At 62.1% G+C, this 24,236-nt stretch carries 17 protein-coding genes; 11 read left to right on the forward strand and 6 right to left on the reverse strand.

The genetic code is table 11. The features are described from left to right. Positions 1–102 precede the first annotated feature (102 nt). Both PLU72_08365 and PLU72_08370 read left to right on the forward strand, forming a co-directional pair. The gene (locus tag PLU72_08365; protein HOT28191.1) at positions 103–363 is read left to right on the forward strand and encodes an AbrB/MazE/SpoVT family DNA-binding domain-containing protein; all 261 of its coding nucleotides are present in this window, start codon (positions 103–105) and stop codon (positions 361–363) included. Next, complete coding sequence (locus tag PLU72_08370; protein HOT28192.1) at positions 360–794, forward strand: PIN domain-containing protein; 435 nt, start codon at positions 360–362, stop codon at positions 792–794. Before PLU72_08365 ends, PLU72_08370 begins: the two co-directional genes overlap by 4 nt. Positions 795–1,158: 364 nt before the next feature. Here PLU72_08370 and PLU72_08375 read toward each other — a convergent pair whose 3' ends face one another. The 3 genes from PLU72_08375 to PLU72_08385 form a co-directional block, all read right to left on the reverse strand. Then, the gene (locus tag PLU72_08375) at positions 1,159–6,432 is read right to left on the reverse strand and encodes an Ig-like domain-containing protein (protein HOT28193.1); all 5,274 of its coding nucleotides are present in this window, start codon (positions 6,430–6,432) and stop codon (positions 1,159–1,161) included. A 267-nt stretch (positions 6,433–6,699) separates the two neighbouring features. After that, complete coding sequence (locus PLU72_08380) at positions 6,700–7,587, reverse strand: DNA-processing protein DprA (GenBank protein ID HOT28194.1); 888 nt, start codon at positions 7,585–7,587, stop codon at positions 6,700–6,702. Beyond that, the gene (locus tag PLU72_08385; protein HOT28195.1) at positions 7,584–10,442 is read right to left on the reverse strand and encodes a SpoIIE family protein phosphatase; all 2,859 of its coding nucleotides are present in this window, start codon (positions 10,440–10,442) and stop codon (positions 7,584–7,586) included. Before PLU72_08385 ends, PLU72_08380 begins: the two co-directional genes overlap by 4 nt. A gap of 143 nt (positions 10,443–10,585) precedes the next feature. Here PLU72_08385 and PLU72_08390 point away from each other — a divergent pair, with 143 nt between their 5' ends. After that, positions 10,586–11,290: a 50S ribosomal protein L25 gene (locus tag PLU72_08390; GenBank protein HOT28196.1), complete on the forward strand. Its 705-nt coding sequence runs from the start codon at positions 10,586–10,588 to the stop codon at positions 11,288–11,290. Positions 11,291–11,432: 142 nt separating this feature from the next. After that, the gene (locus PLU72_08395; protein ID HOT28197.1) at positions 11,433–11,939 is read left to right on the forward strand and encodes a CarD family transcriptional regulator; all 507 of its coding nucleotides are present in this window, start codon (positions 11,433–11,435) and stop codon (positions 11,937–11,939) included. Between the two features lie 63 nt (positions 11,940–12,002). Here the strand turns inward: PLU72_08395 and PLU72_08400 are convergent, their stop codons facing one another. Further along, positions 12,003–12,989, reverse strand: coding sequence for a D-glycerate dehydrogenase (locus PLU72_08400; protein ID HOT28198.1), 987 nt, complete (start codon positions 12,987–12,989; stop codon positions 12,003–12,005). A gap of 108 nt (positions 12,990–13,097) precedes the next feature. Here PLU72_08400 and PLU72_08405 point away from each other — a divergent pair, with 108 nt between their 5' ends. After that, positions 13,098–15,365 (forward strand): hypothetical protein, encoded by a 2,268-nt coding sequence (locus PLU72_08405; GenBank protein ID HOT28199.1) that lies wholly within the window; start codon positions 13,098–13,100, stop codon positions 15,363–15,365. Here the strand turns inward: PLU72_08405 and PLU72_08410 are convergent. After that, positions 15,355–16,470, reverse strand: coding sequence for a homoserine O-acetyltransferase (locus tag PLU72_08410; protein HOT28200.1), 1,116 nt, complete (start codon positions 16,468–16,470; stop codon positions 15,355–15,357). The genes PLU72_08405 and PLU72_08410 overlap by 11 nt on opposite strands. A gap of 123 nt (positions 16,471–16,593) precedes the next feature. On the opposite strand from PLU72_08410, the gene PLU72_08415 reads away from it, so the two are divergent. The 3 genes from PLU72_08415 (at position 16,594) to PLU72_08425 (ending at position 19,192) form a co-directional block, all read left to right on the forward strand. Then, positions 16,594–17,214, forward strand: a complete 621-nt coding sequence (locus tag PLU72_08415) for a tetratricopeptide repeat protein (protein ID HOT28201.1) — start codon at positions 16,594–16,596, stop codon at positions 17,212–17,214. A 10-nt stretch (positions 17,215–17,224) separates the two neighbouring features. Beyond that, the gene (locus tag PLU72_08420) at positions 17,225–18,970 is read left to right on the forward strand and encodes a tetratricopeptide repeat protein (protein ID HOT28202.1); all 1,746 of its coding nucleotides are present in this window, start codon (positions 17,225–17,227) and stop codon (positions 18,968–18,970) included. Positions 18,971–19,036: 66 nt separating this feature from the next. Next, a complete protein-coding gene (locus PLU72_08425; GenBank protein ID HOT28203.1) occupies positions 19,037–19,192 on the forward strand; it encodes a hypothetical protein in 156 nt (51 codons plus the stop codon). A gap of 78 nt (positions 19,193–19,270) precedes the next feature. Here the strand turns inward: PLU72_08425 and PLU72_08430 are convergent, their stop codons facing one another. After that, a complete protein-coding gene (locus PLU72_08430; protein ID HOT28204.1) occupies positions 19,271–20,110 on the reverse strand; it encodes a tetratricopeptide repeat protein in 840 nt (279 codons plus the stop codon). A gap of 94 nt (positions 20,111–20,204) precedes the next feature. On the opposite strand from PLU72_08430, the gene PLU72_08435 reads away from it, so the two are divergent. Genes PLU72_08435 through PLU72_08445 form a run of 3 tightly spaced genes read left to right on the forward strand, consistent with a single transcriptional unit; the run spans position 20,205 to position 24,235 of the window. Further along, positions 20,205–22,421: an extracellular solute-binding protein gene (locus PLU72_08435; GenBank protein HOT28205.1), complete on the forward strand. Its 2,217-nt coding sequence runs from the start codon at positions 20,205–20,207 to the stop codon at positions 22,419–22,421. A 12-nt stretch (positions 22,422–22,433) separates the two neighbouring features. After that, entirely contained in the window at positions 22,434–23,255 is an 822-nt protein-coding gene (locus PLU72_08440) for a carbohydrate ABC transporter permease (protein ID HOT28206.1), read from the forward strand. Beyond that, complete coding sequence (locus PLU72_08445) at positions 23,252–24,235, forward strand: hypothetical protein (GenBank protein HOT28207.1); 984 nt, start codon at positions 23,252–23,254, stop codon at positions 24,233–24,235. Before PLU72_08440 ends, PLU72_08445 begins: the two co-directional genes overlap by 4 nt. Position 24,236: the final 1 nt, after the last annotated feature.

The following is a 24,236-nucleotide window of genomic DNA, read 5'->3' on the forward strand; positions in this document are numbered from 1 at the left end:
GTCCTCCCAAGAGGACTTGGGCCTTCCTGTGGTCGCGTTGTTCGTACACTCCTGTTTGACATTTGCCATTAATTATTTATCCTTATATTAGGAGGTGCTGCCATGGAAGCGATTTTGGATAAATTTGGTCGGATTGTTATCCCGAAAGAAATTCGTGATGCCCTGGGTCTACGACCGGGCTCATCATTTCAAATTGAAGAGAAGAACCAAGGAATTATATTAAAGCCGATAGAAGGAACTCCTCATATAAAAAATGAGAATGGATGGCTCATTTTTACCGGCGTTCTTCAGGCTGATATTTCCAATATCATCAATGATGTCCGTAAAGAGCGATTTGAACTTGTATCAGGAATGAAAAAATGAAAATATTTGCTGATACTTCGTTCTTCATTGCGGCACTCATCGAAAGTCATCCTCATCACTCAAGAACCATGCCATGGATTGAAAAGCTTTCTCACAAGAAAATAGACCTCGGTGTTTCCAGCCATTCAATTGCTGAGATATTCGCAATCCTTACAACACTCCCAATTGTTCCCAGAATTCCTCCCGGCACAGCATTAGAAATCATTAACAATAACATTATTCAAAATTCTCACGTCATTGAATTGAAAACATCTGACTACTTGAAATGTTTACATTTAGCTACCGAAAGAGGTCTTCACGGTGGAATCATTTACGATATATTAATTGCTTATTGTTTCGATAAATTCAAAGGCGATGGCATTCTCACATTTAATCACAAAGACTTTTTGAGAATCTTACCCGATAAAAAAGAGTTCATAATTGTCCCATAAGGCAACATACCAAAGCGATTGAGCGGATCGTCGGAGGTGATGTTGTCCATCAGGTCGACGGCGGTACCGATCAGTTCGTGCCAATTGGTTATTCCGTCCTCCGACGCCCAAAGAAATTTCGTACGTTATATAATACGCAGGAAAGGGAACGGGAGCAATTGGATTCACGGTTATTTTGATATTTGCTGCCTATTGAGTCCTGCATATCAAAAACCAGCTTCGTGTCTCCGTTCGTGCTGAGCTTGTCGAAGCACGAACAGCCACTTGCCGATGGTTCCTCATTTCGCCCTTCGACAGGCTCAGGGCGAACGGTTGGTTTTCATTCTGCAGGACTCAATAAGAATGCCTTGCCGATAGGGGTCTGCTACGGGGTCCCAACCAATACCAGGCCAACGCCTACATTTCCGGCAACATCTCCTACATCAGCCATAACATTGTTTTCGTATGTTGTGCCGCCCGCCACTTGTTGGCGCGCATTTACGGTCAACACCTTGTTCGTTCCATCCCAGGTATATCCCGAGGGCGGAGTTGCCGAGCCATTCGTCAATGCATTTTCAACTGCCGTTTTGCCGGCAGAAGATATCGGTTCATTGAATACAATCGTTGCCGTTGAGCCTTTCGGGATATTGAACGGCAACGGGGAACCGTCGTTCAAGGTTTTCGTTACAACCGGAGGCGAGTTGTCTATAACGTAAGATATCTTTCCGGTTGCGGCGGAATTTGGATTCCCCGAACGGTCTTTTGAGGTTATCGAGACGGCATAGGTTCCATCGTTATCGGCCGGGACATTCCAGACGTAGGTCCAGTGCTTGTTATCGGTTTTCGTCATGTTGGCGGTCACAAGAGCACCGATCGTGATCGCGGGCGGGGTGGATTCAGAGATTTGATCGGCTTCGGTGAATGTCGCGGTTATTGTGACGGTGTCGGCGTCGCGAACGATCGCATCGGGGTGGTCATCCGACAGGACGACGGTGGGGGCAACCGAGTCGAGGCCGTAGGTCTTCACCACGCTGGCGTGCGTCGACGGGTTTCCCGCAGCATCGATGATCCATGCTTCGATTCCGAGATCACCGTCGATGAAGGCGTTGATGGCGCCCGACACGAAGGTTCCGGTATCGGCCGAACCCGCGCCGGCCGCGATGGCATCGCCCGCCGTCGTGGAGGTATGGGGAGTGGGATTGCTGTCGGAAAGCTTGATGAACAGGGTTCCGGCCTCATTTCCGCCGCCCGTATTGGCGATCGAGACCTTGAAGTTGTTGAACGCAGCCTTGAGAGCGGCATTGATATGGTCCGCGGCATTGCCCGTTCCGCCAAGGTTGGCCGAAATGGCGGGAGAGCTTATCAAGGGTGCCGCCGGGGCGACATAATCGACTACCAGCGTCGGATTAGCCGCCGTGCTCACGACGGGATTTCCAGCAGCATCCTTGAGCCTGACGCTGATCGTGCCGCCGGCGGGGAACTTCGTTTGCACGGCCGCGTTGTTCAGAAGACCGAAGTCGAACGTCACCGTCGAATCACCGGCGGCGATCTCCGTATCTTTCATGGCAGGATCGAAGGAGTTTCCACCGATCAGCAGCTCCGCTTCGCCGCCCGTCGCCTGGCCGGGAGTTATCGTCGCGGCGGCCGTGAGGTTCGTGTTCGTCGTATTCAGGGTATTCGCGACGACCGTCCCGCCGACCGGCGTGAGGGTCACGGCCGTGGGCGCCGCCGGCGTTATATTGTCAATCGTATATACCGTCTTTCCTGTCGCCGGAGCGTTCTTGTTGCCCGCCCGATCCGCGGCCTTGATCGTCACCGTATGATTCCCGTCGCTGCCTGCCGGCACATCCCAGGTATAGGTCCAGTGCAGATTATCTGTCTTCGTCATGGGCGCATCGGTCACGAGCGATCCGATCGAGATCGTCGGAACGGGGGTCTCGTCGATCTGGTCGGCGTCGCTGAACGTTGCCGTGATGACGACGGTGTCGGCGTCACGCACGATCGCATCGGGGTGGTCATCTGACAGGACGACCGTCGGCGACGCGGAATCCAGCGCATAGGTCTTTTCCACGCCGGCAGAAAGCGACGTATTGCCTGCGGCATCCACGATCCAGGCATCGATGACGAGATTTCCGTCGACGAACGCATTGACGGCGCCTGCCGCAAATGTGCCGACATCGGCCGCCGCCGCGCCCGCGGCGATGGCATCGCCCGACGTCGTGTAGACGTGCGGCGTTCCGTTCGCGTCGGACAATCTGATGAACAGCGTTCCCGCTTCGTTCCCGCCGCCGGTGTTGGCGATCGAAACCTTGAAATTGTTGAACGAAGCCTTGAGAGCGGCATTGACATGGTCCGCCGTGTTGCCCGTTCCGCCGAGATCTGCCGTAATGGCGGTCGCGCTGATCTCGGGCGCGGCGGGAGCAATATAATCGACGACCAACGTCGGGTTGCCGACCGTGCTGACGTTCGTGTTTGCGCATGCATCACGGATTCTGACGCTGAACTCGCCGCCCGCGGGGAGTTTCGCCTTCAGGTCATCGTTGTTCAGAATCCCGAAATCGAATGTCACGGTCGTGTCTCCGGCAGCAATGACGGTATCTTTCACGGCCGGGTCGAATGGGTTCCCGTTCAGGAGCAGTTCGGCCTCGCCACCGGTCGCCTCCCCGGCAACGATCGTTGCGGAAGCGGTCAGGTTCGTGTTCGTCGAATTCAGGGTATTCGCCACGACCGTTCCGCCGACCGGCGTCAGGGTCACGGCCGTCGGTTTCGACGGGGGGGTGTTATCGACCGTGTACGTGGTCTTGCCGGTCGCAGGCGTGCAGTTGTTGCCAGCCCGGTCTTTCGCCGCAATCGACACCACATGGTCTCCGTCGTTTAAAGCCGGCACATTCCAGGTATACGTCCAGTGCAGATTGTCGGATTTCGCCATCGCGGCGCCGCTCACAAGGGCACCGATCGTAATCTTCGGAGCCGATGTTTCGTCGATCTGATCGGCCTCGGTGAAGGTTGCGGTGATGACAACGGTGTCGGCATCGCAAACGCGGGCATCCGGGTGGTCATCCGACACGACGACCGAAGGGGCCGTGGAATCGAGACCATACAGTTTCGTCACGGTGTCATGAGCGGAATCGTTGCCGGCCGCATCCGTGACCCAGGCCTCGATGACGAGATTCCCGTCGATGAACGCATCGATGGCGCCAGCCTGGAACGTTCCGGAATCGGCCGCCGCCGCACCGGCAGCAATCGCTTCCCCGGCCGTCGTCCAGGTGTTGGGCATGCCGTTGCTGTCTGACAGCTTGATATACAACGTGCCGGCTTCATTTGCCGGCCCCGTGTTGGCCACCGACACCTTGAAATTCGCGAACGCGGCCTTGAGAGCCGCATTGATATGGTCGGCCGTGTTGCCCGTTCCGCCAAGGTTGGGGGGAATCGCGGTCGCACTGATCACCGGGGCCCCCGGCCCGACGTAATCGACGGTCAGCGTCGGATTGCCGACGGTGCTGACGCTCGTGTTGCCGAAGGCATCGCGCAGGCGCACGCTGAACACGCCGCCGGCCGGGAACTTGGCCTGCACGGCTGCGGTCCCGGCCAGGCCGAAATTGAACGTGACGGTCGTTTCGCCGTTCACGATGCTCGTGTCTTTGACCGGAGGATCGAACGAGGCGCCGTCGAACAGGAGTTCGGCCTCGCCGCCGCTCGCCTGGCCCGCGACGATCGTTGCCGAGGCCGTCAGGTTGGTGTTCGTCGAGTTGAGGGTGTTCGCCACGATGGTTCCGCCGACGGGAAAGAGGGTCACGCCGGTCGGCGCCGCGGGCGGCACGTCGGCGAACCAGATGCTGGTCGCCACCGCGCCCGATTCGTTCCCGGCCGCGTCACGGCATGCCACGCTGACGACATTTTCCCCCGACGTAAGCGCCATGGCATACTGCCAGGTCGTCGCGGACGGGAACGTCACCCCGAGACTCGAACCGTTCACCAGCACTGTCGCCGCATCGGACGGTTTCGTCCCGGAAATGACCTGCGGCGTCACGTTCGTCGGCGTGGTGACGGCATTGATGGTGGGAGCAGCCGGGGCGATTCTGTCATAGACGATGTTCGCCGTCACGACACCCGACTCGTTCCCGGCAGCATCGCGGCTTTTCACGGTAACGGCATTGGCGCCCTCGACCAAAGCAAGCGAATACTGCCAGGACGTCGCGGTCGGATACGTCACACCCGTGGCCGAGCCATTCACCAGGATGGTGACCGTATCCGCCGATTTCGTTCCGGAAATGACCTGGGGCGTCACGTTCGTCGGCGTGGTCACGGCGTTGATGGTCGGATCTGCCGGCGGCGTCGTGTCATCCGGGACGGACACCCGGTTCGGCACGGTGATGGCAGTGGCAGCCAGGTTTGCGTTTCCGCCGTTGTCGGCGACGGCGGCGGCTGGGAGTCCGAGGCCCACGTCTCCGATGACCGTCGGGGTGATCGTGGCGATGAAGACGGTTCCGGGGGTGACGGCGGCAAGGTTCGTGACGGTTCCGTTCGTGACGGTCAGATCGCCGGCGGCGAATCCGGTGATTACCTCGGAAAACGAGATCCGCACCTGGAACGGAGCGTTATCGAACGTTTCGCTCACGAGGGCGGCCAGGGTCGCCGTCGGCGGGGTGAGGTCGGCTTCCGAAGGCGAGTTGATGCCTATGAGCAGGGGGAGGTTGATGGTGCCGGTCGCGCCCCGCGGGTCGGTCACGATGACGCTGATCGTGGCCACGCCCGTGTGGTTCGGGGCCCTGAATGTTTTTTCCTTCGGTGTCGAACCGGCTTCGAGCGTGCCGAGAGTGGTCGACCACTGGTAGAGAAGCCGGTCGGTTTCGCCGGCATCGGGGTCATACCCGTTGGCGGTGACCGCCAGCGTTCCGCCAACGCCCGTCGAACTTGCGATTCCCGACGCGTTTCTCGCGATGAGCGTGCCTGACGGCGGATGATTGGAAGCCGTTCCGGCCATGTCGATCCTGAGATCGACGAATGCGGGCATCACCCCGGAAACGAAGGGGGCGGTGATGACGGCAACCTGGCCCGCCGGACCGGTCTGCACGAGGATGATTTCTTCGTAGATTCCGCCAGGGAGCGGAGGACTGGTGAACGCGCCGTTCAGACCGACGGCGAAAGCTTCGCCCCAAAGTCTCAGGACAGTTCCATACGGCAGATACGCCCCGCTCGTGTCGCGGAGAATGCCGGTGACGTAGTTTTTGGCCGGCTCGAGAACGAGGGATTCGACCACGGTGGTTTCGGCCCCGATCGGCACGGAAACGGGATACGAGCGGGTTTTCTTCACGCCGGACGCGTCGGTGAAACGCGCAACGACCCGGTGCGGCCCTTCGGGAACCCCGTGGAACGCGTATTCGCCGTTCGGGCCGCTGACGGTCCAGAATTGGGCATCAGCGGCGAGATCTTCGATCCAGACCTGGGCGCCCGGGACGCCGACGAGCGTTCCCGCGGCGCGCACCGAAGCCGGCGCGGATTCGTCGAGGACGCGGCCGGAAAGGGTGTTGAGGATGTTGCTGGAGGAGACGGACGAGCCGCCGCCGCAACCGACGCCGATCAGGGCGCTCACGCACACGGCGATGACAAGACCAAGAAGTATTCTAAAGCGCGAAAAAGCGCCGGATCCAGCATTCATATAGCCACTCCAAATGGGTAACTCAAGCTTGCATGCTACCACGATTCCAGACGGGATTCGAGCATGACGCGCCGTTCTTTGTCAGGGATAAAGCAGGCATACGGAACAGGCATCGGCAATCGGCGAGGGATTCCGAACCCCCGGTACGGGGCGGGAGGATCTCGTGCTTCGACAGGCTCACCACGAACGGGTGCGGATCACTGGTCTTTGATGTCCAGCGAATCAATCGTTCGTGCCGATAGGGACGGGCGGGTTTCAAATCCACCCCTACACCACAAATACATCAGATACTACATTATACGCATCCAGGGGGATGGCGCCGGCGGCGAGGAGAGCGCGGTTGCCCGACCAGTCGGGGGTTTCGGCGGGAGGATCGACGACAAACAGCGGCCGGCCGAGCCTGGCGGCCCATTTCGCGGTGATGAGGGAGCCGCTGGCTTCGCCGGCCTGGACGACGAGGACGGCGTCGGCGAGGGCTGCGAGGAGGCGGTTGCGGGTCGGGAAAAAGCTGCGGCGGGGCGGGGCGCCCGGCAGGAGTTCGGTCAGCAGACCGCCGCCGGCGGCGATCTCTTCGATGAGAGAGGCGTTGCAGGCCGGGTAGGCGATATCGATGCCGTTGGCGAGCACGGCGGATGTGCGCATGCCGCTGTCGAGCGCCGCGCGGTGGGCCGCCGCATCGATTCCGAGGGCGGCGCCGCTGAGGATTTCCCACGCGTGGCCGCTCGCACGGGCGCTCGCGGCGACGCCGGCAATCAGGCTTCGCAGGCTTTCGAGGGCTTCAGCCGATGCCCGTCTCGCGCCGACCACGCAGAGGCGGCGGGCCGCGGGCGGCTCCATCCAGGCGCCGCGCATGAACACGACCGGGGGCGGCTCGGTGAGATCGAGAAGGCGGGCCGGATACCCGGGGCCGCCCGCCCAGGCGGCGGTGGCCCCGGCGCAGCGGGCGCGTTCCGCCCAGCCATCGACGGGGCCGGCCTGTTTGGGCTTCTCCCCTGCCCTGCGGCCGGGCCGGGAGGTTTCCGTCGCGGTCCATGCCGCGAGCGCCGTCGAAGGTAGACCGTGTTCCCGAATCAGGTCGATGAATCCGCGCGCCCCCACCCCCGGCAGCCGGCTCAGGATGACAGCCGCCTCGAGCTCCGCAGCCGGCTGGATCACGAGCGGACAGGTCCGCCGACCGTCACGATGACGACGGTGATGTCGTCGGCCTGCGGCCCGGGTTTGACGATCCGTCCATGCCATTCCCGGATGGCGCGCTCGGTCGATTCGGCGTCATCGCGCATCAGCCCGGGAAGGGCATCGATGAAACGATCGTAATTGACCGGCTCTCCGTCGATCGCCACCGCCTCGATCAGGCCGTCCGTATACAAGACGAGGCGGTCGCCGGCCTCGAAGGCGAACTCGGTCGGCGCGAGGCGGTTGCGCTTCGAGGCGCCGAGCGGAAACGCCCGTTCCCCCTGGATCTGGATGACGGTCTTCCCCCGCACCACGAACGGGTCGTTGTGACCGGCGTTCGAGAAGGCCATGCGCTTCTTCTCTCCGTCGAGAAAGCCCATGAAGCACGACATGATCCGCTGGCGCTCGAGCACTTTCAGAAGCGTCGTGTTGATGCTCGCCAGAATGACCGCGGGGTCGGCCGACTGGCTCACCATGTGCGCCACGAGGGACTTGGCCATCGCCATGACCATCGCCGCGCCCACGCCGTGGCCCGAGACGTCGCCGATCAGGACCATCAGCCGGCCGTCGGGCATCGGGAAGAAATCGTAATAATCGCCGCCCGTCTGGGTCGCCGGCACGCAGGAGCCGCAGACCCCGAACGGCGGCAGGGAGAGCGACTTTTTCGGGAACAGGCTTTCCTGGACGATGCGTGCGACTTCGAGGTCGGCCATGCCTTCCATCATCTCGTTGAATGTCTGGGAAAGGTCACCCAGCTCGTCCCGGTCGAGGATCGGAAGCCGCTTCTCAAACTCGCGCCGGCGCAGCGACGCCACGCCCTCGGCGAGGTTGCCGATCGGCTCGAGGAATTTGCGGGCCAGAAGCGTGCCGACGGTGGCCCCCGTCAGCAGGATGGCCAGACTGACGATACCCACGGCCCACTGCAGCCGCCCGATCTCGGTCCGGATGAACCGATCGGATGTCACCGCGATCAGGTCGAAGGAGGACAGCTCCTGCCCGGGGACGCCCGTCAGAAGATACCTGTGACCCTTGATCTGGAAGCTGTCCCGCAGAGCCTGCGCGCGGCCGCGAAGTCGCGAACCGAACGCGTCGACTTCGGACGGTATTCTGATGCCGCGGGGAACGAAAACGCTCGGATCGTCCCGGTTGACGGCGACCCAGCGAGTGTCGTCGAGTTTTCTGAACGTGGGGATCATATATTTATATAGATACATATTTTCTATTTTATTCCGTCCCCACCCGGCCGAAAGCAGGAAGCGGACTTTTCCCGCGACGTCATACAGCGGGAGGATGATCTGGACCGTCCGTCGTCCGGTGAAATTGAACTGGGTGATCCGGCCGAGCGAGGAGACGATATCCGCATACAGCGCATCGACGTCGATCCCGCCGGCGGAGCCGATTTTGTACAATGGGGAGTCCTTGACGTCATCGACGTCGGGGCCGTGATTGTACTGTCTGAAGAGATTCAGGTAGATCGGCCTGAGGAGCTTGCGATTCCGCTCGTCGTCATAATCGACCCTTCCGTCCGTGTATCCGATATCGCCGTTTTCATCCACGGCGACGCCGACGTCCAGCCCGGTCAGCGATCTGAATTTCGCCATGCGATCGGCAAGCGTCCGGTCGAACGGGACATCCGTCGGAAGGGGGCGGCCGATCACCTGTTTGACCAGGCGATCCAGTTCGCCGATGGTCACCGGCATCCCGCGGTCGAACAGTCGGAGGGACTTTTCCATCTCGTCATGCACCTGCTTTTCGAGAACGATCCGCTTTTCGCCGAGATAATCGGAAGCGACCAGACTCATGAACGCAAGTGGCAGCCCGACCATATACAGGAACAATCCGACCAGTTTCTGCCGAATCGAAATGTACGGAAGCCATTTTCCGCTCATGACCATCCATGTAGGAACCGACAGGGCAAAGAAAAGGGCCACGAGGAAGAACGAGAGCAGCCGTTGTTCGACGGTGCGCTCGCGAGATTCCGCCTCCGGCATGCTGACGAGGAGCCGGACGGACGGGCCAATGACGGCATGTCCCCACAACGATCCGCCCAGCCGCAGATGCATGCGGGGGGTGACCCTGAACTCGGTCAGCAGGCGTTCCATCGTATCGATATCGGCTCGGCGACGGGCATCACGCTTTCGCCAATCGCTCATTTCATCGATGACGTATGCCCTGGCCGATCGCGAATGCCGGTTGAAAAAGGTCGCCCGATCCTTCACGGCGATCGACTCCCAGGTCGGAATACGGTTGACGTGGGCGACCAGCATCCCACCGGCATGCCATCGCGAGATGATGACGAAGTGGCGCTCGTCGGTATTTGCGGCGACTTTCAGCGCCCCGTATCTCAGCTGATCGGGCCTGAGCATCCCCCCGAGGAACCCCTGGAAAAGCCGCCACTGGTCTTTCAGCGGCCTCGCATTTTCACCGATGGCGTGGGCCTTCACGGCGGAGGCAAATCTCCGCAGGACGGCGAGGGGCGGTTGCCTGTCGGACAGTTCGGGGCGTGGTTCGCCTCTTCCGTCGATGAACGTGAACGTAAACAGCCCCGGGAATCGGCGATGCAGATGTCGCCTGTATATCTCGAACGACCGCATCGAATCGCGGCCGCTTCTGAACACCCGGGTCACCAGGATGTTGAAGAGGCGCTCCACGAACACGTCCGGCGAACGGAACTGGTCGAAACTTGACGTTATGCGCTCGAGTCGTTCCTCGAGCTGCCGCCGATCCTTCTCCTCGGCTTCGCGCCAGAGGTTCCCGAAGGCAAGCCAGACGAGAAACAAGGGAATGCCGAAAAACACCAGCGAAAAGGTTGCCCACCGGAGGCCGGGAAATTTCATCTCTGCCCTGCCATTGGTCACTGTCATCCTCTTCTATATACCATATCTGCCAACGGGCGACCCGGGAGGATCGCGTGGTTGACCAAACTTTCCGTTGGTGTTATACTAAGCAATCCTCAATTCAACTTTTTACAGGAGGTTCTATGGCAGGGTTAACGTTGAACGCTGAAGTAAGAACGAAAACGGGGCAGGGTCCGTCCCGCCGCGACCGCGTTTCCGGACAGGTTCCGGCCGTCGTGTACGGTCGCGGTGTCGAGCAGCCCATTCACTGCACGCTGAATCGCCGCGAGATCGAGGCGATCATCGCCAAGGCGCAGCGCAACACCATCTTCAAGCTGGCTTTCGGCGGCAAGACTCAGGAGCGCGAGGTCATCGTTCGCGAGATCCAGCGCCACCCGATCACCCGCCTGTTCTCGCATATCGATTTCCAGGCCATCGATATGACTCACCCCATCAAGATCGACGTCGATCTCAAGTTCGTCGGCGATCCGGTCGGCAAAAAATCGGGCGCGATCTTCACGACGCAGCTCAAGACCGTCCGCATCGAGTGTCTTCCCACCAAGATTCCGACCGAGCTCACGCTCGACATCTCCCCGCTCGACGTCGGTGACTCGTTCCACGTCGCCGATCTTCCGAAGGGCGATTACAAGATTCTCACCAGCCCGAAGTTCACGGTGTGCCAGATGTCCATCGTGAAGGAAGAAGTCGAAGCCGCTCCTGCCGCCGCCGCCGAAGGTGCCGCCCCCGCCGAGGGTGCCGCAGCTCCCGCCGCCGGCGCAGCCCCCGCCGCCGGTGCCGCTCCCGCCGCCGCTGCAGCCGCAGCTCCGGCCAAGAAGGAAGGCAAGTGAGGGTTTCCCTGAACAGAACTGCAGCCGCTTCCGCCGTATGGCGGAAGCGGTTTGCTCGTACTTTTGACCTGACCTGACCTCCGCCCTGTCCTGTCCGCGCTCTGTCCTCCTGCTAGTACCTGAAGCACAGGAGTAAGCGTGCATGAATTTTGAAATCGGTTCTCCCATCGTCCATCCGATCCACGGCGCCGGTGTCCTGAAGCAGATCGAAAAGCGCCAGGTGCGTGGTCGCCTCACCAGCTACTACATCATCGATTTCCCGTACAGCGATCTGGGCCAAGTCATGGTTCCGATCGATATGGCCGACAAGGTCGGCCTCCGGACCATCAACGGCCACTCGAACATCGACACGATCTTCCAGACGCTCAGCGAGAGCTTCTCCGACTCCGACGAAGAGGAAAGCAAAAGCTTCCATCAGCGGTATCGCGAGCATCTCGAAAAGATCCAGAGCGGCGACCTCCGCCAGGTGGCGCACGTCTACCGGCTCCTCTATCGCCGGAGCATGATCAAGCCCCTCGGAACGAAGGACAAGGCTTTGTTCGAGACCGCCCGTCAGCTTCTGATCTCGGAAGTCGTCTACGCCAAGAAGGTCGGCGATGACGAAGCCCGCTCCCTGATCGACGAAGCGATGGAGGATATGATTTTCTGAATCCATCCGGGACTCCCGCGTAACGCATGTTTCCGATGCATGCGCGGGAGTCCCGGAGAAGGTTCATTTTCCGGGATAATGACCGCGCCAGATCGGCGTGTCGAAGACCGCAGGGTTGACCGTCAGCGCGGGCCGCCTTCCCTCGAGCGCTTCTATCAGCGCGCGGGCCGCCGTGGCAGCCATGGCCGAGCGCGTTTCGATCGTCTGCGAGCCGATGTGGGGCAGGAGAACGGCGTTCTCCGCCGTGAGCAGCTCGGGATGGATCTCGGGTTCGCGCTCGTAGACGTCGAGTCCGGCTGCGTAGATAGTGCCGTTGTGAAGGGCCGCGGCGAGCGCGGCTTCGTCGACGATCGGGCCTCGTGCGGTATTGATGAGCACGGCCGTCTTTTTCATGCGCTTGAGTTCGGCCTCGCCGATGAGGTGGCGCGTCATGTCGGTCAGCGGCAGGTGCAGGCTCAGCACATCGCTCTCGGCGAGAAGCGTTTCGAAGGAGACGTGGGGATACGGCAGGGAAGCCTTGCCGCCCGATCGGGTGTGATACAGAATCTTCATGCCGAACGCTTCGGCGCGTCGGGCGACGGCCTGGCCGATGCGGCCCATGCCGAGAATGCCGAGGTTCTTGCCGGCCAGGTCGAGGCCGAGCTGGACGTCGGGCTTCCAGCCCTTGAAGAGGCCGTCGCGGAGCAGCCGTTCCGATTCGCGCACGCGGCGCATCGTCATCAGGATCAGCACGAGCGCCGTGTCGGCGGTGGCGTCGGTCAGCACGTCGGGCGTGTTCGTCACGACGATGCCGGCGCCGGTCGCGGCGGCCAGGTCGATGTTGTTGAAGCCGACCGCGTAGTTCGCGATGGCGCGCAGGTGGCCCGACTGCCGGATGATCCGCGCGTCGAGCGTGTCGGACAACAGCGGAATGACCCCGTCGGCCTCGGCAAGGGCAGCCTGGAACTCTTCATCCGGCCGGTGCGCATCGAGCACGCGGACGGTGTGGCCGGCCTGCTTGAGCAGCTCGACGGCGGCCCCCGGAATCGGACGCGAAATGACGACCTTCATCGAATCTTTCCCTCCTCACTCGTTTTCAGCGGAAGGGTAGCATGAACCTTGTCTCATGTATAATGGGAAAAATCGCTCAATCGTCTCGCGAGAGGAAGTTTTTTTCACATGAACAAACTTACATATATAATACTTATAAGTATTGTATTTTTCACCCCTTCATTTCTCGGCGCCTGCGATCCGGAGCCGGGGGCGCACCATTTTCCGCCGCCGAAGGCGCCGAACCCCGTGTTCAGCTCGGGCTACTTCGAGCTCCACAACTCGCTCAGCGGGCTTCCCTGCAACCATATCAGGTCGGTCCTGGCTCTCAAGTGCTACGTCCTGGCGGGAACGGAAGGCGGAGGGCTGCTGGTGTTCCGGAACGGGACATGGCGCGCCTTCACGCCGAAAACCCAGCCCGCGTTTCCCTCGGAGACCGTCACGGCCCTCGCCCACGACGTAGAGCCGGGCTGCGTGCTGGCCGGAACGCCCGGCGGGCTGGTCAGGATATCGAACGTCGATGATGCGATTCGGTTCGAGACCGTCACGCGGCCCACGCCGGAGGGCGCGAACACGCTCTCCGTCGCGGCCGCGGGCCGGACGATCCAGGCCGGCACCGACGCGACCGCCGGCGTCGTGTCGGACGGCCAGCTCGTTCCCTACAGGATCGACGGCGACCGCCAGCCGACGGGTTTCGGCGCAGCGACGCACCACGACGGCGTGACCTGGTTCGGAACGAGCCTCGGGCTATACTGGGCCCGCGACGGGATGCTGTTCCCCGTCCTCGTTCCCGGCACGGATCTCGGCTGGGTGCAGGGGCTGTCGCCGATCGGCGAGTGGCTTCTCGCGGCGAGTTCGAAGGGGCTGTTCGCCGTGAAGGGAAACACGGCCGTCGACATCCTTCCCGGCATCTGGACCACCTGCGTCGCCGTTCCGCCCGATGCCTCCGAGGCGCTGAACCGGGCGATGAGCCCGGCCGCGGGCGACGAAGCGCAGGAAGAGGGCTTCGCCGGTCTCATCGGCCGGACCGAGGAAACGGCGAGCCTTCTCACCCAGATGCAGGCCGAGTATTCGCGGGTCAGCAGCCTCTACCAATCGGGGCGGGCGCCGACCTGGGATGATCTGATCGCTTACAATGAGAATCTCATGAAGCTTCAGACGCAGGTCATGGTCCTTTCCGAGCCGCTCCAGCGCGGGATCTGGGCCGGCACACAGAGCCAGGGCGTGGTCATGTTCGGAACCGACGGGAAGCGCCGCCACCTGACCGCCACCAATTCGAAGCTCCCCGAGAACCGCGTCACCTGCGTCTCGTGCTGCGACGACGGAGAAACCTGGATCGGCACCTACGAATCGGGCCTCCTGCGTTACACCAGATACACGACGTCCCAGCCGGCCGAACCGATCCCGGTGTGGCAGGGCGAAGCCCTGACCATGCGCGTGATCGGGGAATACCTGTACGTCGGCACGAAGGGCAACGGCCTGCTCGTGTTCGACGTGAAAACGCTCCAGCAGGTCGCCTCATACGAGCCGAAAAAGCCGGACGGTTTCCATAGTCATGTATATACGATAGCCGCCGACCAGCAGGCCCGCGTCTGGACGGGCGGCAACGCCGGGGTCTGGATGCTGGACGACGCGGGCTGGCACCGGTTCACCACGCTCCAGGGTTTGCCCGACGAGACGATCACCTGCATCGAGGCCGACGCGGAAGGCCGCGTCTACGCGGCCGGCGGAGGCGGCCGGCCGCTGTCGGAGCAGCTCGCCCTCTTCACCGGGTCCGGGTTCACCCGGTACGAGATCGCCACCCTGAAAGAGATTCTCGCCAGCCGGGGGAAAGCCGCTTCCGACGGGCTCCGCGCGATGCAGATGGGGGGCGGGTACCAGCGGAGCTTCGACGCGACCCAGGCGACGCAGGCCCTTTCCCTGTTCGATCCGAACCCGGTCGAGCAGCCCATTTCGCTCATGCTCGGCACCGACCGGTATCTGCTTGTCGGCACCGAGGACGGCCGCCTGTATATCTTCGACGGGGAATCGTTCAAGCCGGTTTCGATGAAGGGAACGGGCGAACTGCGCGGGCTGGCCGGCCTCGCCCGGAAAGCGGGGGGCGATCTGGTCATTCTCGGCCGGAAGTCCTGCGTGCTCTTCGACGGCGCCACGTTCAAACCGACGATGCCGCCCGACTCCGCCGTCGATACCTTCACGAGCCTGGCGCTCGACCAGAAGAACCCCGATCTCTTCTGGGGTTCGTTCAAGAGCTCGACGGACGACGGCGGCTTCGCGCTGTATCAGCACCCGCTCTGGAAGGTCTTTCCCATGAAGAAACCGGTCCGGAAATTCGTCATTTCCGAACCGTTCGGGTTTCTCCTGACGCCGGACGGCGTCTACCGGGTCATGCTTTGAGGAACGAGGCGATCTCGGCCTCGAACAGCGGGGTCTCGTAGAGGCACGACAGATGCCCGTTCCCGCTGTCGTAATACACGGTCTGGCCGTACGGCAGCATCGGGGTCGCCAGTTCGGCCTGCTCGCGCGTGAACAGCAGGTCCGACTCGTCGATGATCATCTTCACCGGCATCTTCAGCCGGCCGAGCGCCTGTTCGAGGGACTGGCCGGGCTCGCAGAGGTCGAACAGCGTGTTCGCCTTGGCGATGTAGATATACGAATTTGCGTCGAAGAACTGCATGCGCTGGATGACGGTCTTTTCGATCTCCTCCTCGACGAGGAAGCGGCCGGCGAAGCTTTTGAAGGGGTCCTTCCCCGCCCCGCTGCCCTCGGTCGCGAGCCGGCGCCCGAAGTTCGCTGCCGCCCAGTGATCGGTCCTGGTCGAGGTCACCAGGATCTTGAAGGCCAGCAGGAGGCCGTTGCGGGGCTGTTCGCCACCGTAATACTCGCCGCCGTTCCAGCGGGGGTCGAGCATGATCGCCTCGATGCCGAGCTGGTTCGGCACCATCAGGGTCGCCGGCCTGACCATCGGGGTGGCGACGACGGACAGAACCTTCTCGACCATATCGCCGTACATTTTTCCCCATAAAAACGCCTGGAGGCCGCCCATCGACGGCCCGATCACGAGGCGCAGCCGCTTCACGCCAAGGTGGTCGAGCAGCATGCGCTGGCTTCGCACGACGTCGTCGAGGGTGAAGATCGGGAAGTTCATCGCGTAGGGCTTTCCCGTCTCGGGGTCGATCGTGGCCGGCCCGGTCGTGATGACCTTCGGATTGTGCGCGTTGATGTTGCTGAACGAGTCGCTGCAGATCACGAAGTATTTTCGGGTGTCGATCGTCTTGCCCGGCCCGATCAGGGCGTCCCACCAGCCGGGAAGCGGATCGGTTTCGGCGAATTTCCCGGCCGCATGGCCGGTTCCGGTGAAGAAGTGACAGACGAGAATCGCGTTGTCACCCGCGGCGTTCAGCGTTCCGTAGGTTTCATACCCCAGTTTCACCGGAATCGAACGCCCCGCGTGTTTGAACTGAAACTTCGAAACGGCAAATTCCCGCTTTTCTACGATCATGTTCTTCTCCTGGTCATGCTGATGCACAGTGGTATGGAATTGTATCTCGCCACCCCGAGCGCGTCAAAATTTCTCTCAGGTGGAAACCGGAGACGGCCGATGTGCATTGAAGAGAAGATGCATATGAACCATCATCGCCTGCTGGTCGGACTTCTGCTTTTCGGCCTCTACCTGTGGCCGACGGCACGCGCAACCATGACCGACAACAGGGCACCGTTCCTGTCGGCGCCCCAGCCGCCTTCCGCCGGAAGAGCCGCCGAGCGCCGCTGCCAGGCGTATCTCACGGCCGCCGACACGACGTATGCCTCCTGGGTGTCCAAGGGGCGCGCCTACCTGGGCCGCAAGGAATACGAGCAGGCAATCTGGGCCTTCCGAAAGGCGCTGCGCCTGAAACCGCTCTCATCGGAAGCGCATTTTCTGCTCGGATACGCATTCGAGCGACGGGGACTCGAAGGCCTTCCCGGCGATGTCACGAACTGGGACGAGCTTGCCGAGGCCGAATACCGCGCCTCGATCGCCCTCGACGACCATCTCCCGGCCCGGTACAACCTCGGCCGCATGCTGGAACGGCTCGAACGACACGACGAAGCCCGCCGCGAATTCGAGCATATCCTGACCGTCTCCCCCCGGGGCCGTCTCTCCGCGCGAGCGGCCGCGGGCCTCGACCGGACGATCGACGCGGACCTCGAACCGGCGCGTCGCCTGTCAAACCTGCCTGCGGCCGACACGCAGCGCGGTCGTTGAGGAGCGAATCATGCGAAGCAAGATTCCCATTCTCTTCGGCGCCCTCATCGGCCTGGCATCGCTCTCGCCGCTAAGCCTCGAGAGCCCCGTCGCCCGGGCGCGCGATCTTACGGTCGAGGAGCGGCTGTTCCAGAAAGCCGAGCCGCTCTGCAGGGCCGGAAAGATCGAAACCGCCATGGATGACCTGAAGCGGGTTCTGAAGCTCAACCCCAGCCACGCCGGCGCCCTCTACTACGCGGGCGTGTACCGTGCAGGCAAGGGAGACCGGAAAGGCGCCGCCGCCGTTTTCCGCAAGATCCTTTCCGACCCCGCCTGGGGCTCTCTCGCCCGGGAACGTCTGGCCGAACTTTCGGTCAGGAACAGGCAGGAAGATCTCGCCCGTTCGATCAAAAGCTATCTCGAAGGCGAGGCATGGCCCGAGGCGCTTCAAAGCTGCAAGACGGCCCTCCAGCATGCTCCAGGCGATCCGAACCTCCTGTTCCTCACGGTGTATTCGGCCGTCATGGCGGGCGACAAGCGGTATGCCGAGGCCGCCTGGAACGCGTTCGGCGCCACATCCGCTCCTGCGACGGAGCGCGGCGACCTTCGCGATTTCATCGACGGCTGGTTCTGCCGCGACCATTCGCCCCGAGAAGGCCTCCAGCGCCTGATGGGCATCAAGGACGAGAGACTGCGGACGAAGGCGGTCCGCCGGACGATCCGCCGGATTCTCCTCGACCAGCAATTGTTCGACGAGTATGAGAAGATGCTGCTCGCCGAGCGCGACCGGCCCAATGCCGACCCCGCCTCGATCGAGCGCGAGCTGATCAAATTTTACGTCGATACCGGCCGCTATGATAAAGGCATGCAGCTGCTCTCGCGGCGCCCGATCGATTCGATGGCGGACAACCTCCTGTATATCAGGCTCCTGTCGGCTTCCGGCGACCATCTGAAGGCGATGACCGTCGCCCAGCAACTGATCGGCATGCAGCCCGACCAGCCGGAACCGCACGAGGCCTTTCTCAACGCATATATCCCGTTCGCCTCCCGGAACGGCGGTCTCAGCTCGCTCAAACCGGCCGAGCGAGAAAAATGGCAACGTCTCGTCAGAGAGGAGATCGACCGCTTCAAGGCTTCGCTCAACCCGTCCGAAACGCCGGCCACGGGCATGACCCTTGCGGCCCTGCGCAGCGCGGTCACGCTGAACGATTTCGGTATTGCCAGAAGCCTGCTGGAAATCGCCGGCCGGCTCCGGGTGGACGATTCCAACATCCGCGAGTTCCGCGCCGCCGCCGAGGATATGGCGGATAACGGCTTTCGGGCGGAGAGCACGACGCTGCTCGAAGCCGCTCTCGGACAGTATCCCGAAGACACGGGGCTGATGACGGCGCTCGCGAACAATTATTACCTCGACAATCGGGCGGCGGAAGCCGCCGTCATGCTCGAAACCGTCTTGGAAAAAGATCCGCGGAACATCCACACCCTGTTGCTCCTCGTCGATTGCCTGGCCGCTTCCGGCCAGCGCGAGCAGGCCAGGAACAAGCTCGTCGATGCCATTTCGCGAACCGACCTTCCGGACATGCTCCGGAACCAGTGCAAAGCCAAGCTGAACCTGATCGATATCGGCGCCGTGCCGACGGCCGCCACCGGAAGCGAACCGGAGTCGCCGCAGGCCGAACCCCTCCCAACCGACACCGGGGTGCAGGATACCGGCGACGCGCCCCAGACCGCCACCGAAGGAGCCTACGCCGGCTTCGAAGGCGTATCCGCCCCATGATCGTGAAAACCGCTCGACCGGCTGTCCGGCGAGCCTGCACAAAACCGAAAGCCTCAAGGAGGTCGAATGCTGATCGAAATCTTCACTGACGGGCGTGTTCTGATGGATGGCCAGGAAATGGGCCCTGCCTACCGGGCCGAGCATGCTCTGTACGAGTATCTGACGAACCCCCAGAAACTCCTGAACCAGGGCCAGGTTGCAGCCCGCAAGAAAGCCGCCTGACCGGCCTCATGACGAGAGCCCCCGTTCCGGACCCGGAACGGGGGCTCTCGCTCTGTGAGATAGCGATAGTTATCGAATTCAGACGGCTGGCAGTTCCTTGTCGCCGCGCATTTTCTTCTGGACGTATTCGAACAGCAGTTTCCAGTCTTCCTTGCCCTCGGTGAGCTTGTAGACGCGTTCGAACAGCGCCTTGGCCTCGTCGGGCTTGTCGAGTTTCTCGAGAAGCTCACCCTTGGTGCAGAGGGCCGGCGGGTATTCGGGCTCTTCCGCAAGCACGATCTCGATCTCCTTGAGGGCCTCGTCATACCTGTTCAGCTGCAGAAGGGCATCGCAGTAGTTGTTCCGGGCCTTGGAATCCTTCGGCCGAAATTTGAGCGTCAGCGCCCACTCCTCGGCGGCCGTTCGGTAATCGCCAAGATCGTAGCTCGTGTTGGCGAGATTGTAGTGATAGTCAGGATCTTCGGGGGAAAGCGCGATCGCTTTCCGGAACTCCTCGACGGCGTTCGCGAACTGGTTCGTGTTGTGGTAGGAGAGGCCGAGATAATGGTGCGTATCGGCAGCCTCCGGCTTGATGCGTGCGGCTTCGACAAGGGCACGGATGGCTTCGCGCAGAAACCCCTTCTGGTAATAGTGGTATCCGAGATTGAAGTAGGCGTGATCGAAATCCGGCTTGACTTCGATGGCCAGGTGCCAGTAATGCACCGCTTTTTCCTGCTGGTCCATTTTGTAGTATGTGTTGCCGATATTATAGAGAGCCTTGAAATATTTCGGATCGAGTTCGAGAGCTTTCTGGTAATACTCGATGGCCTCATCGTACTTTTCATCGCGGAAGTAGATGTTACCCAGCTCTTTGTACAACTCCGGATTTTTCGGGTCGGCCTTGATCGCTTCGGTCAGTTGAGCAAGTTTGTCGTCCATCATCCAATCCTGTCTGTGGGGATAGTAAAAAGCATAATGTGTACCCATTTTATCTGAAATGAAACGTATTGACAACACTCTCCCGTCCGGGAAAATGCTTCCGTTTCCCCCGGTCCCCTCCCGGGTCCTGTCCGTTCTTCTGCTGATGCTGATTTTGGCTTTGCAGGCGTCGGCAACGGAGATCGAAATATGGGATTATCCCCGCTGGCTCGAACCCGGCGAAACGATCGACCGGTTCGCATGGATGAAAAAGCAGATCAGGGCCTTCGAAGCCGAGAATCCCACGATCAGGGTGAAACTGACCGAAATGACGTGGAATCGCGGCGACGAGAAGCTGAAGATCGCCGCGATGGGCGGCAGGTATCCCGACATCGCGCCAGGCACCGTACCCCTGCTGTTCATCCGGGAAGGCCTGGTCGAGCCGATGGACGCATATCTCGAGCCGGGTGACCGGGAAGACTACCTCCCCGGTGCCCTCGAGGCCTACACGGTGGACGGGAAACTGTACGGATGGCCTTGGTATATGGGCGGCCAGCTTCTCTACGTGAACCGCTCGATCTTCGCCTCGGCCGGGGTCGAACTGCCCGGCGACGGGCGGTGGACCCCGGAGCGTTTCACCGAGGCGCTCGGCCTGGTTCAGCAGTATCAGAAGGGCCAGAACGGGCAGTATCCGCTCGGCATCTACTTCCAGAAAAACGAGACGGCGAACTTCCCGTTCATCCTCCAGTTCGGGGGCACCTGGCCGGGGTTCGGCGCCTCGGAACCCGGCGAGGCATCTGATATCGTCCGTGGTATAGAATGGCTCAGGGAGCTGATCGCAAAAGGGCTGATACCGCCAGACTCGGGCGGCCGCCAGTCGAACGACATCTGGACGGCGTTTGCGCGAGAGCACCGCATCGCGGCCGGCGCGTTCGGTCTCTGGGGGATCAAGGCGCTGACCGACAAGTATCCGATGGATTTCGATCTGATGCACTTTCCCGCGCCGGCCGGCACGCGGTCGGGCTCGTTTCTGGGCATCTCCGGCCTGTATCTGTTCCACCGCGACGATCCGGTCCGCATGAAGGCCGCGGCGAAATTCGCCCGGTTCGTCACCAGCGCCGAGCGTCAGCGCGACCTCGTGCGATACACTCAGTTCCCGACCCGTCGCAGCGCCGGCAACATCTACGCCGGCAACGCCCACATGACCCGAGCCTGGGAGATCCTCCAGGAGGGACGCACCGTTCCAAGCGACCCCCGCTGGCCGCAGATCGACGAGGAGATCGAACAGGCGGTTCAGAACGCCCTTCTCGGGAAGCAGGCGCCGTCCGCGGCGATAAACGCCGCCGGAGAGCGCGTTCGCGCCCTCATGCAACGCGCGCAGGGCTCGGTCTGCGAGGACATCCGAGGCGGCTCGTGGTTCGGAAAGGCGTTCCTGTGGCTCTTTCCCCTCGTCATCGCGGCGGCCCTGGCCGCACGCCAGGCGCACATGATCATGCTGATGCCCGCCATAACCGTTCTTGGGCTGTTCCTGGCGTATCCCCTGATCGACGCCATCCTGCTGGCGTTCCGCGACTACCGGCTCGGGGAAGTCGGCGGCTTCACGTTCGGCAACTTCACGCGGGTGCTCGAAGACGCCAGGTTCATGAAAGCCTGCTGGAACACCACGATCTACACGCTCGTCACGGTCAGCGTGAACACCGGCACCGCCCTCATCGCGGCGAGCCTGATCCATGCCCTGCCGGGTCGCCTCAAATCACTATATCGAGCGCTTTACTATCTCCCCGGCGTCGCGTCGGTGGTCGTCGTCGCGATGGTCTGGCGATGGCTGTTCAACACAGAGGTCGGCCTGTTCAACACGATCCTGCGGGCGATCGGCCTGCCGACGGTCGGCTGGCTGACCGATCCCGATGTCGCCTTCGCCTCGATTCTCCTGACGGGCGTCCTGCGCTCGCCGGGCGGGGCGATCCTGATCTACCTCGCGGCGCTCGGCAACATTCCCAAGTCGCTCTACGAGGCAGCCGATCTGGAGGGCGCGACGCCGATCCAGCGCTGGTGGCACATCACCGTTCCGCTGCTGCGGCACACGACGATGTTCCTGCTCATCACCGGCGCGATCGACGCGCTCCAGGTATTCGCCCAGGTGCTCATGCTGACCGACGGCGGCCCTGGCATGTCGACCGAGGTCATCGTCCACCGCGTCTACACCGCAGCCTTCCGGGACTTCGACTTCGGCCTCTCGTCGGCGATGGCGCTTCTTCTCTTCATCGGGATTCTCACCGTCACGGTCCTCCAGCGCAGGTTCGGCGGGAAGACCGAGATGGAACTGGCCTGAACGGAGGCTCGCATGACATCCGGCCGCCGCATGACCCCCACCCTGCTCTCCACCGGCGTTCTGACCGTCGGCCTCGTCCTGACGCTCGGGCCGCTCGCCTGGATGCTCGTCACGGCGTTCACCGACCCGGCGGCGCTCGAGCAGAGCCCGCCCCGCTACGGGATCTGGTCGCTCGAGAATTTCCGGCTGCTGCTGAGCGGCGGCCGCATGTTCCGTTGGACGCTCAACTCCCTGGTCATCTCCGCCGTCATCACGGCCGGGCAGCTTTTGTTCAACGCCCTCGCCGCCTTCAGCTTCTCGGTCGGCAGGTTCCGGGGCCGCGAACTGCTGTTCTGGCTCGTCCTGGCCGCCATGATGGTCCCGGGCCAGATCGTCATGCTCCCGCTGTTCCTCTTCCTCGCCCGCTGGGGCCTGATCGACAGCCTCTGGGCGGTCATTCTTCCCTCGCTGGCCGCACCCTTCGGCATCTTCATGATCCGCCAGTACATGGATTCGATTCCCCGACAGCTCCAGGAGGCCGCCCGCATGGACGGCGCGGGTGAATACGAAGTCTTCCGGCACATCTACCTGCCGCTTTCGGCACCGATCATGGCCACGTCGGGCATCTTTATCTTCATCGCCCAGTGGAATTCGTTCCTCTGGCCGCTGATCACCCTGAATTCCGAAGCGAGTTACACGCTCCCGGTCGGGCTCGCGACGATGCAGGACCAGCAGATCATGGATTACGGCCTGCTGATGGCCGGGGCGACCTTCGCCGCCCTGCCGATGGTCCTGGTATTCATGCTGTTCTCGAAACATCTCCTCGAAGGAATGCGAAGCGGAGCCGTGCAATGATGGAACCCACCTGGATGATCTCCCTCGACATCGGCGGCACCGCCGCGACGGGCGTCGCGGTTCTCTGGCCTGACGGTCCGGTCCTCGAACTCTCCTGCCCGTCGAAGAACCTGAGAGCCATGAGTTCCGAAGAACTCGCGACGCTGATCAATACTATATTTACTAAAACATATGAAACCGGCGACGTCGAGGAGGCTGTCTGGCTGATCGGCGCCGCGGGCGCCCGCCCGGAACCGGACCGGCAACGATGGGCCCAGGCCATGGCGGGGCTCGGACTCGAAGCGGCGGAGATCGTCGTTTCGCGCGATTACGAAGCCAACCATGCCGCCGCGTTCGGCGGCGAGGAAGGCATTCTCAGCGTGAACGGGACCGGCTCGGTCCTGTTCGGCCGGAGGAACGGCACGGACCGTCGCCGGGGCGGCTGGGGGTTCCTCCTCGACACGTCTCCTTCCGGAGCGGAGTTCGGCCGACTCGCCATGCAGCAGGTGCTCGGCGCGATCGAGGACAACGCACATGGAAACAGCATTCTTGCCGGTTTTCAGAAACAGTTCAGGCATCTCGACATCGACCGGGCGGCCCTTCTCGATTGGCTCTACGCCGATCCGGCCGCGCAGCGCAGGCTCGGCGAGATCGCCCCGGTCCTCACCATCGCCGTGGATGAAGGCGACCGCACGGCCGAAGCGCTCGTGTCGGCGTCTCTCCGCCGCTGGGCATCAGACGTCCGGGCACTTTCGGGGGAACTGGGTTTCGGAAACCGGGTGCCGCTGGCGGGCGTCGGAGGCCTCTGGTCGCGCTGGAAGGCGTTTCCCGAGCGGGCTCTGGCCGTCCTGAGCGAACGCGAGCCGGGAAGATTCACCCTGAAACAGCCGGCATTTCCGCCGGCCTGGGGCCCCCTGGTCCGATATCTCGCGGGATCGCCCCGCGGCCTCGACCCCGACGGCCTGCGGCACCTGCGCGCCCTTGCTGACAAGGTTCACTGAG

Source organism: Candidatus Ozemobacteraceae bacterium (assembly GCA_035373905.1).
Taxonomy (GTDB): domain Bacteria; phylum Muiribacteriota; class Ozemobacteria; order Ozemobacterales; family Ozemobacteraceae; genus MWAR01.

Excerpts from the sequence above, each read along its gene's own strand:
- PLU72_08385 (HOT28195.1), bottom strand. The coding sequence starts at position 10,442 with ATGAAATTTCCCGGCCTCCGGTGGGCAACCTTTTCGCTGGTGTTTTTC.
- PLU72_08410 (HOT28200.1), bottom strand. The coding sequence starts at position 16,470 with ATGATCGTAGAAAAGCGGGAATTTGCCGTTTCGAAGTTTCAGTTCAAA.
- PLU72_08435 (HOT28205.1), top strand. The coding sequence starts at position 20,205 with ATGCTTCCGTTTCCCCCGGTCCCCTCCCGGGTCCTGTCCGTTCTTCTG.
- PLU72_08420 (HOT28202.1), top strand. The coding sequence starts at position 17,225 with ATGCGAAGCAAGATTCCCATTCTCTTCGGCGCCCTCATCGGCCTGGCA.
- PLU72_08415 (HOT28201.1), top strand. The coding sequence starts at position 16,594 with ATGAACCATCATCGCCTGCTGGTCGGACTTCTGCTTTTCGGCCTCTAC.
- PLU72_08430 (HOT28204.1), bottom strand. The coding sequence starts at position 20,110 with ATGGACGACAAACTTGCTCAACTGACCGAAGCGATCAAGGCCGACCCG.
- PLU72_08400 (HOT28198.1), bottom strand. The coding sequence starts at position 12,989 with ATGAAGGTCGTCATTTCGCGTCCGATTCCGGGGGCCGCCGTCGAGCTG.
- PLU72_08425 (HOT28203.1), top strand. The coding sequence starts at position 19,037 with ATGCTGATCGAAATCTTCACTGACGGGCGTGTTCTGATGGATGGCCAG.
- PLU72_08440 (HOT28206.1), top strand. The coding sequence starts at position 22,434 with ATGACATCCGGCCGCCGCATGACCCCCACCCTGCTCTCCACCGGCGTT.
- PLU72_08395 (HOT28197.1), top strand. The coding sequence starts at position 11,433 with ATGAATTTTGAAATCGGTTCTCCCATCGTCCATCCGATCCACGGCGCC.
- PLU72_08405 (HOT28199.1), top strand. The coding sequence starts at position 13,098 with ATGAACAAACTTACATATATAATACTTATAAGTATTGTATTTTTCACC.
- PLU72_08370 (HOT28192.1), top strand. The coding sequence starts at position 360 with ATGAAAATATTTGCTGATACTTCGTTCTTCATTGCGGCACTCATCGAA.
- PLU72_08390 (HOT28196.1), top strand. The coding sequence starts at position 10,586 with ATGGCAGGGTTAACGTTGAACGCTGAAGTAAGAACGAAAACGGGGCAG.
- PLU72_08445 (HOT28207.1), top strand. The coding sequence starts at position 23,252 with ATGATGGAACCCACCTGGATGATCTCCCTCGACATCGGCGGCACCGCC.
- PLU72_08365 (HOT28191.1), top strand. The coding sequence starts at position 103 with ATGGAAGCGATTTTGGATAAATTTGGTCGGATTGTTATCCCGAAAGAA.
- PLU72_08375 (HOT28193.1), bottom strand. The coding sequence starts at position 6,432 with ATGAATGCTGGATCCGGCGCTTTTTCGCGCTTTAGAATACTTCTTGGT.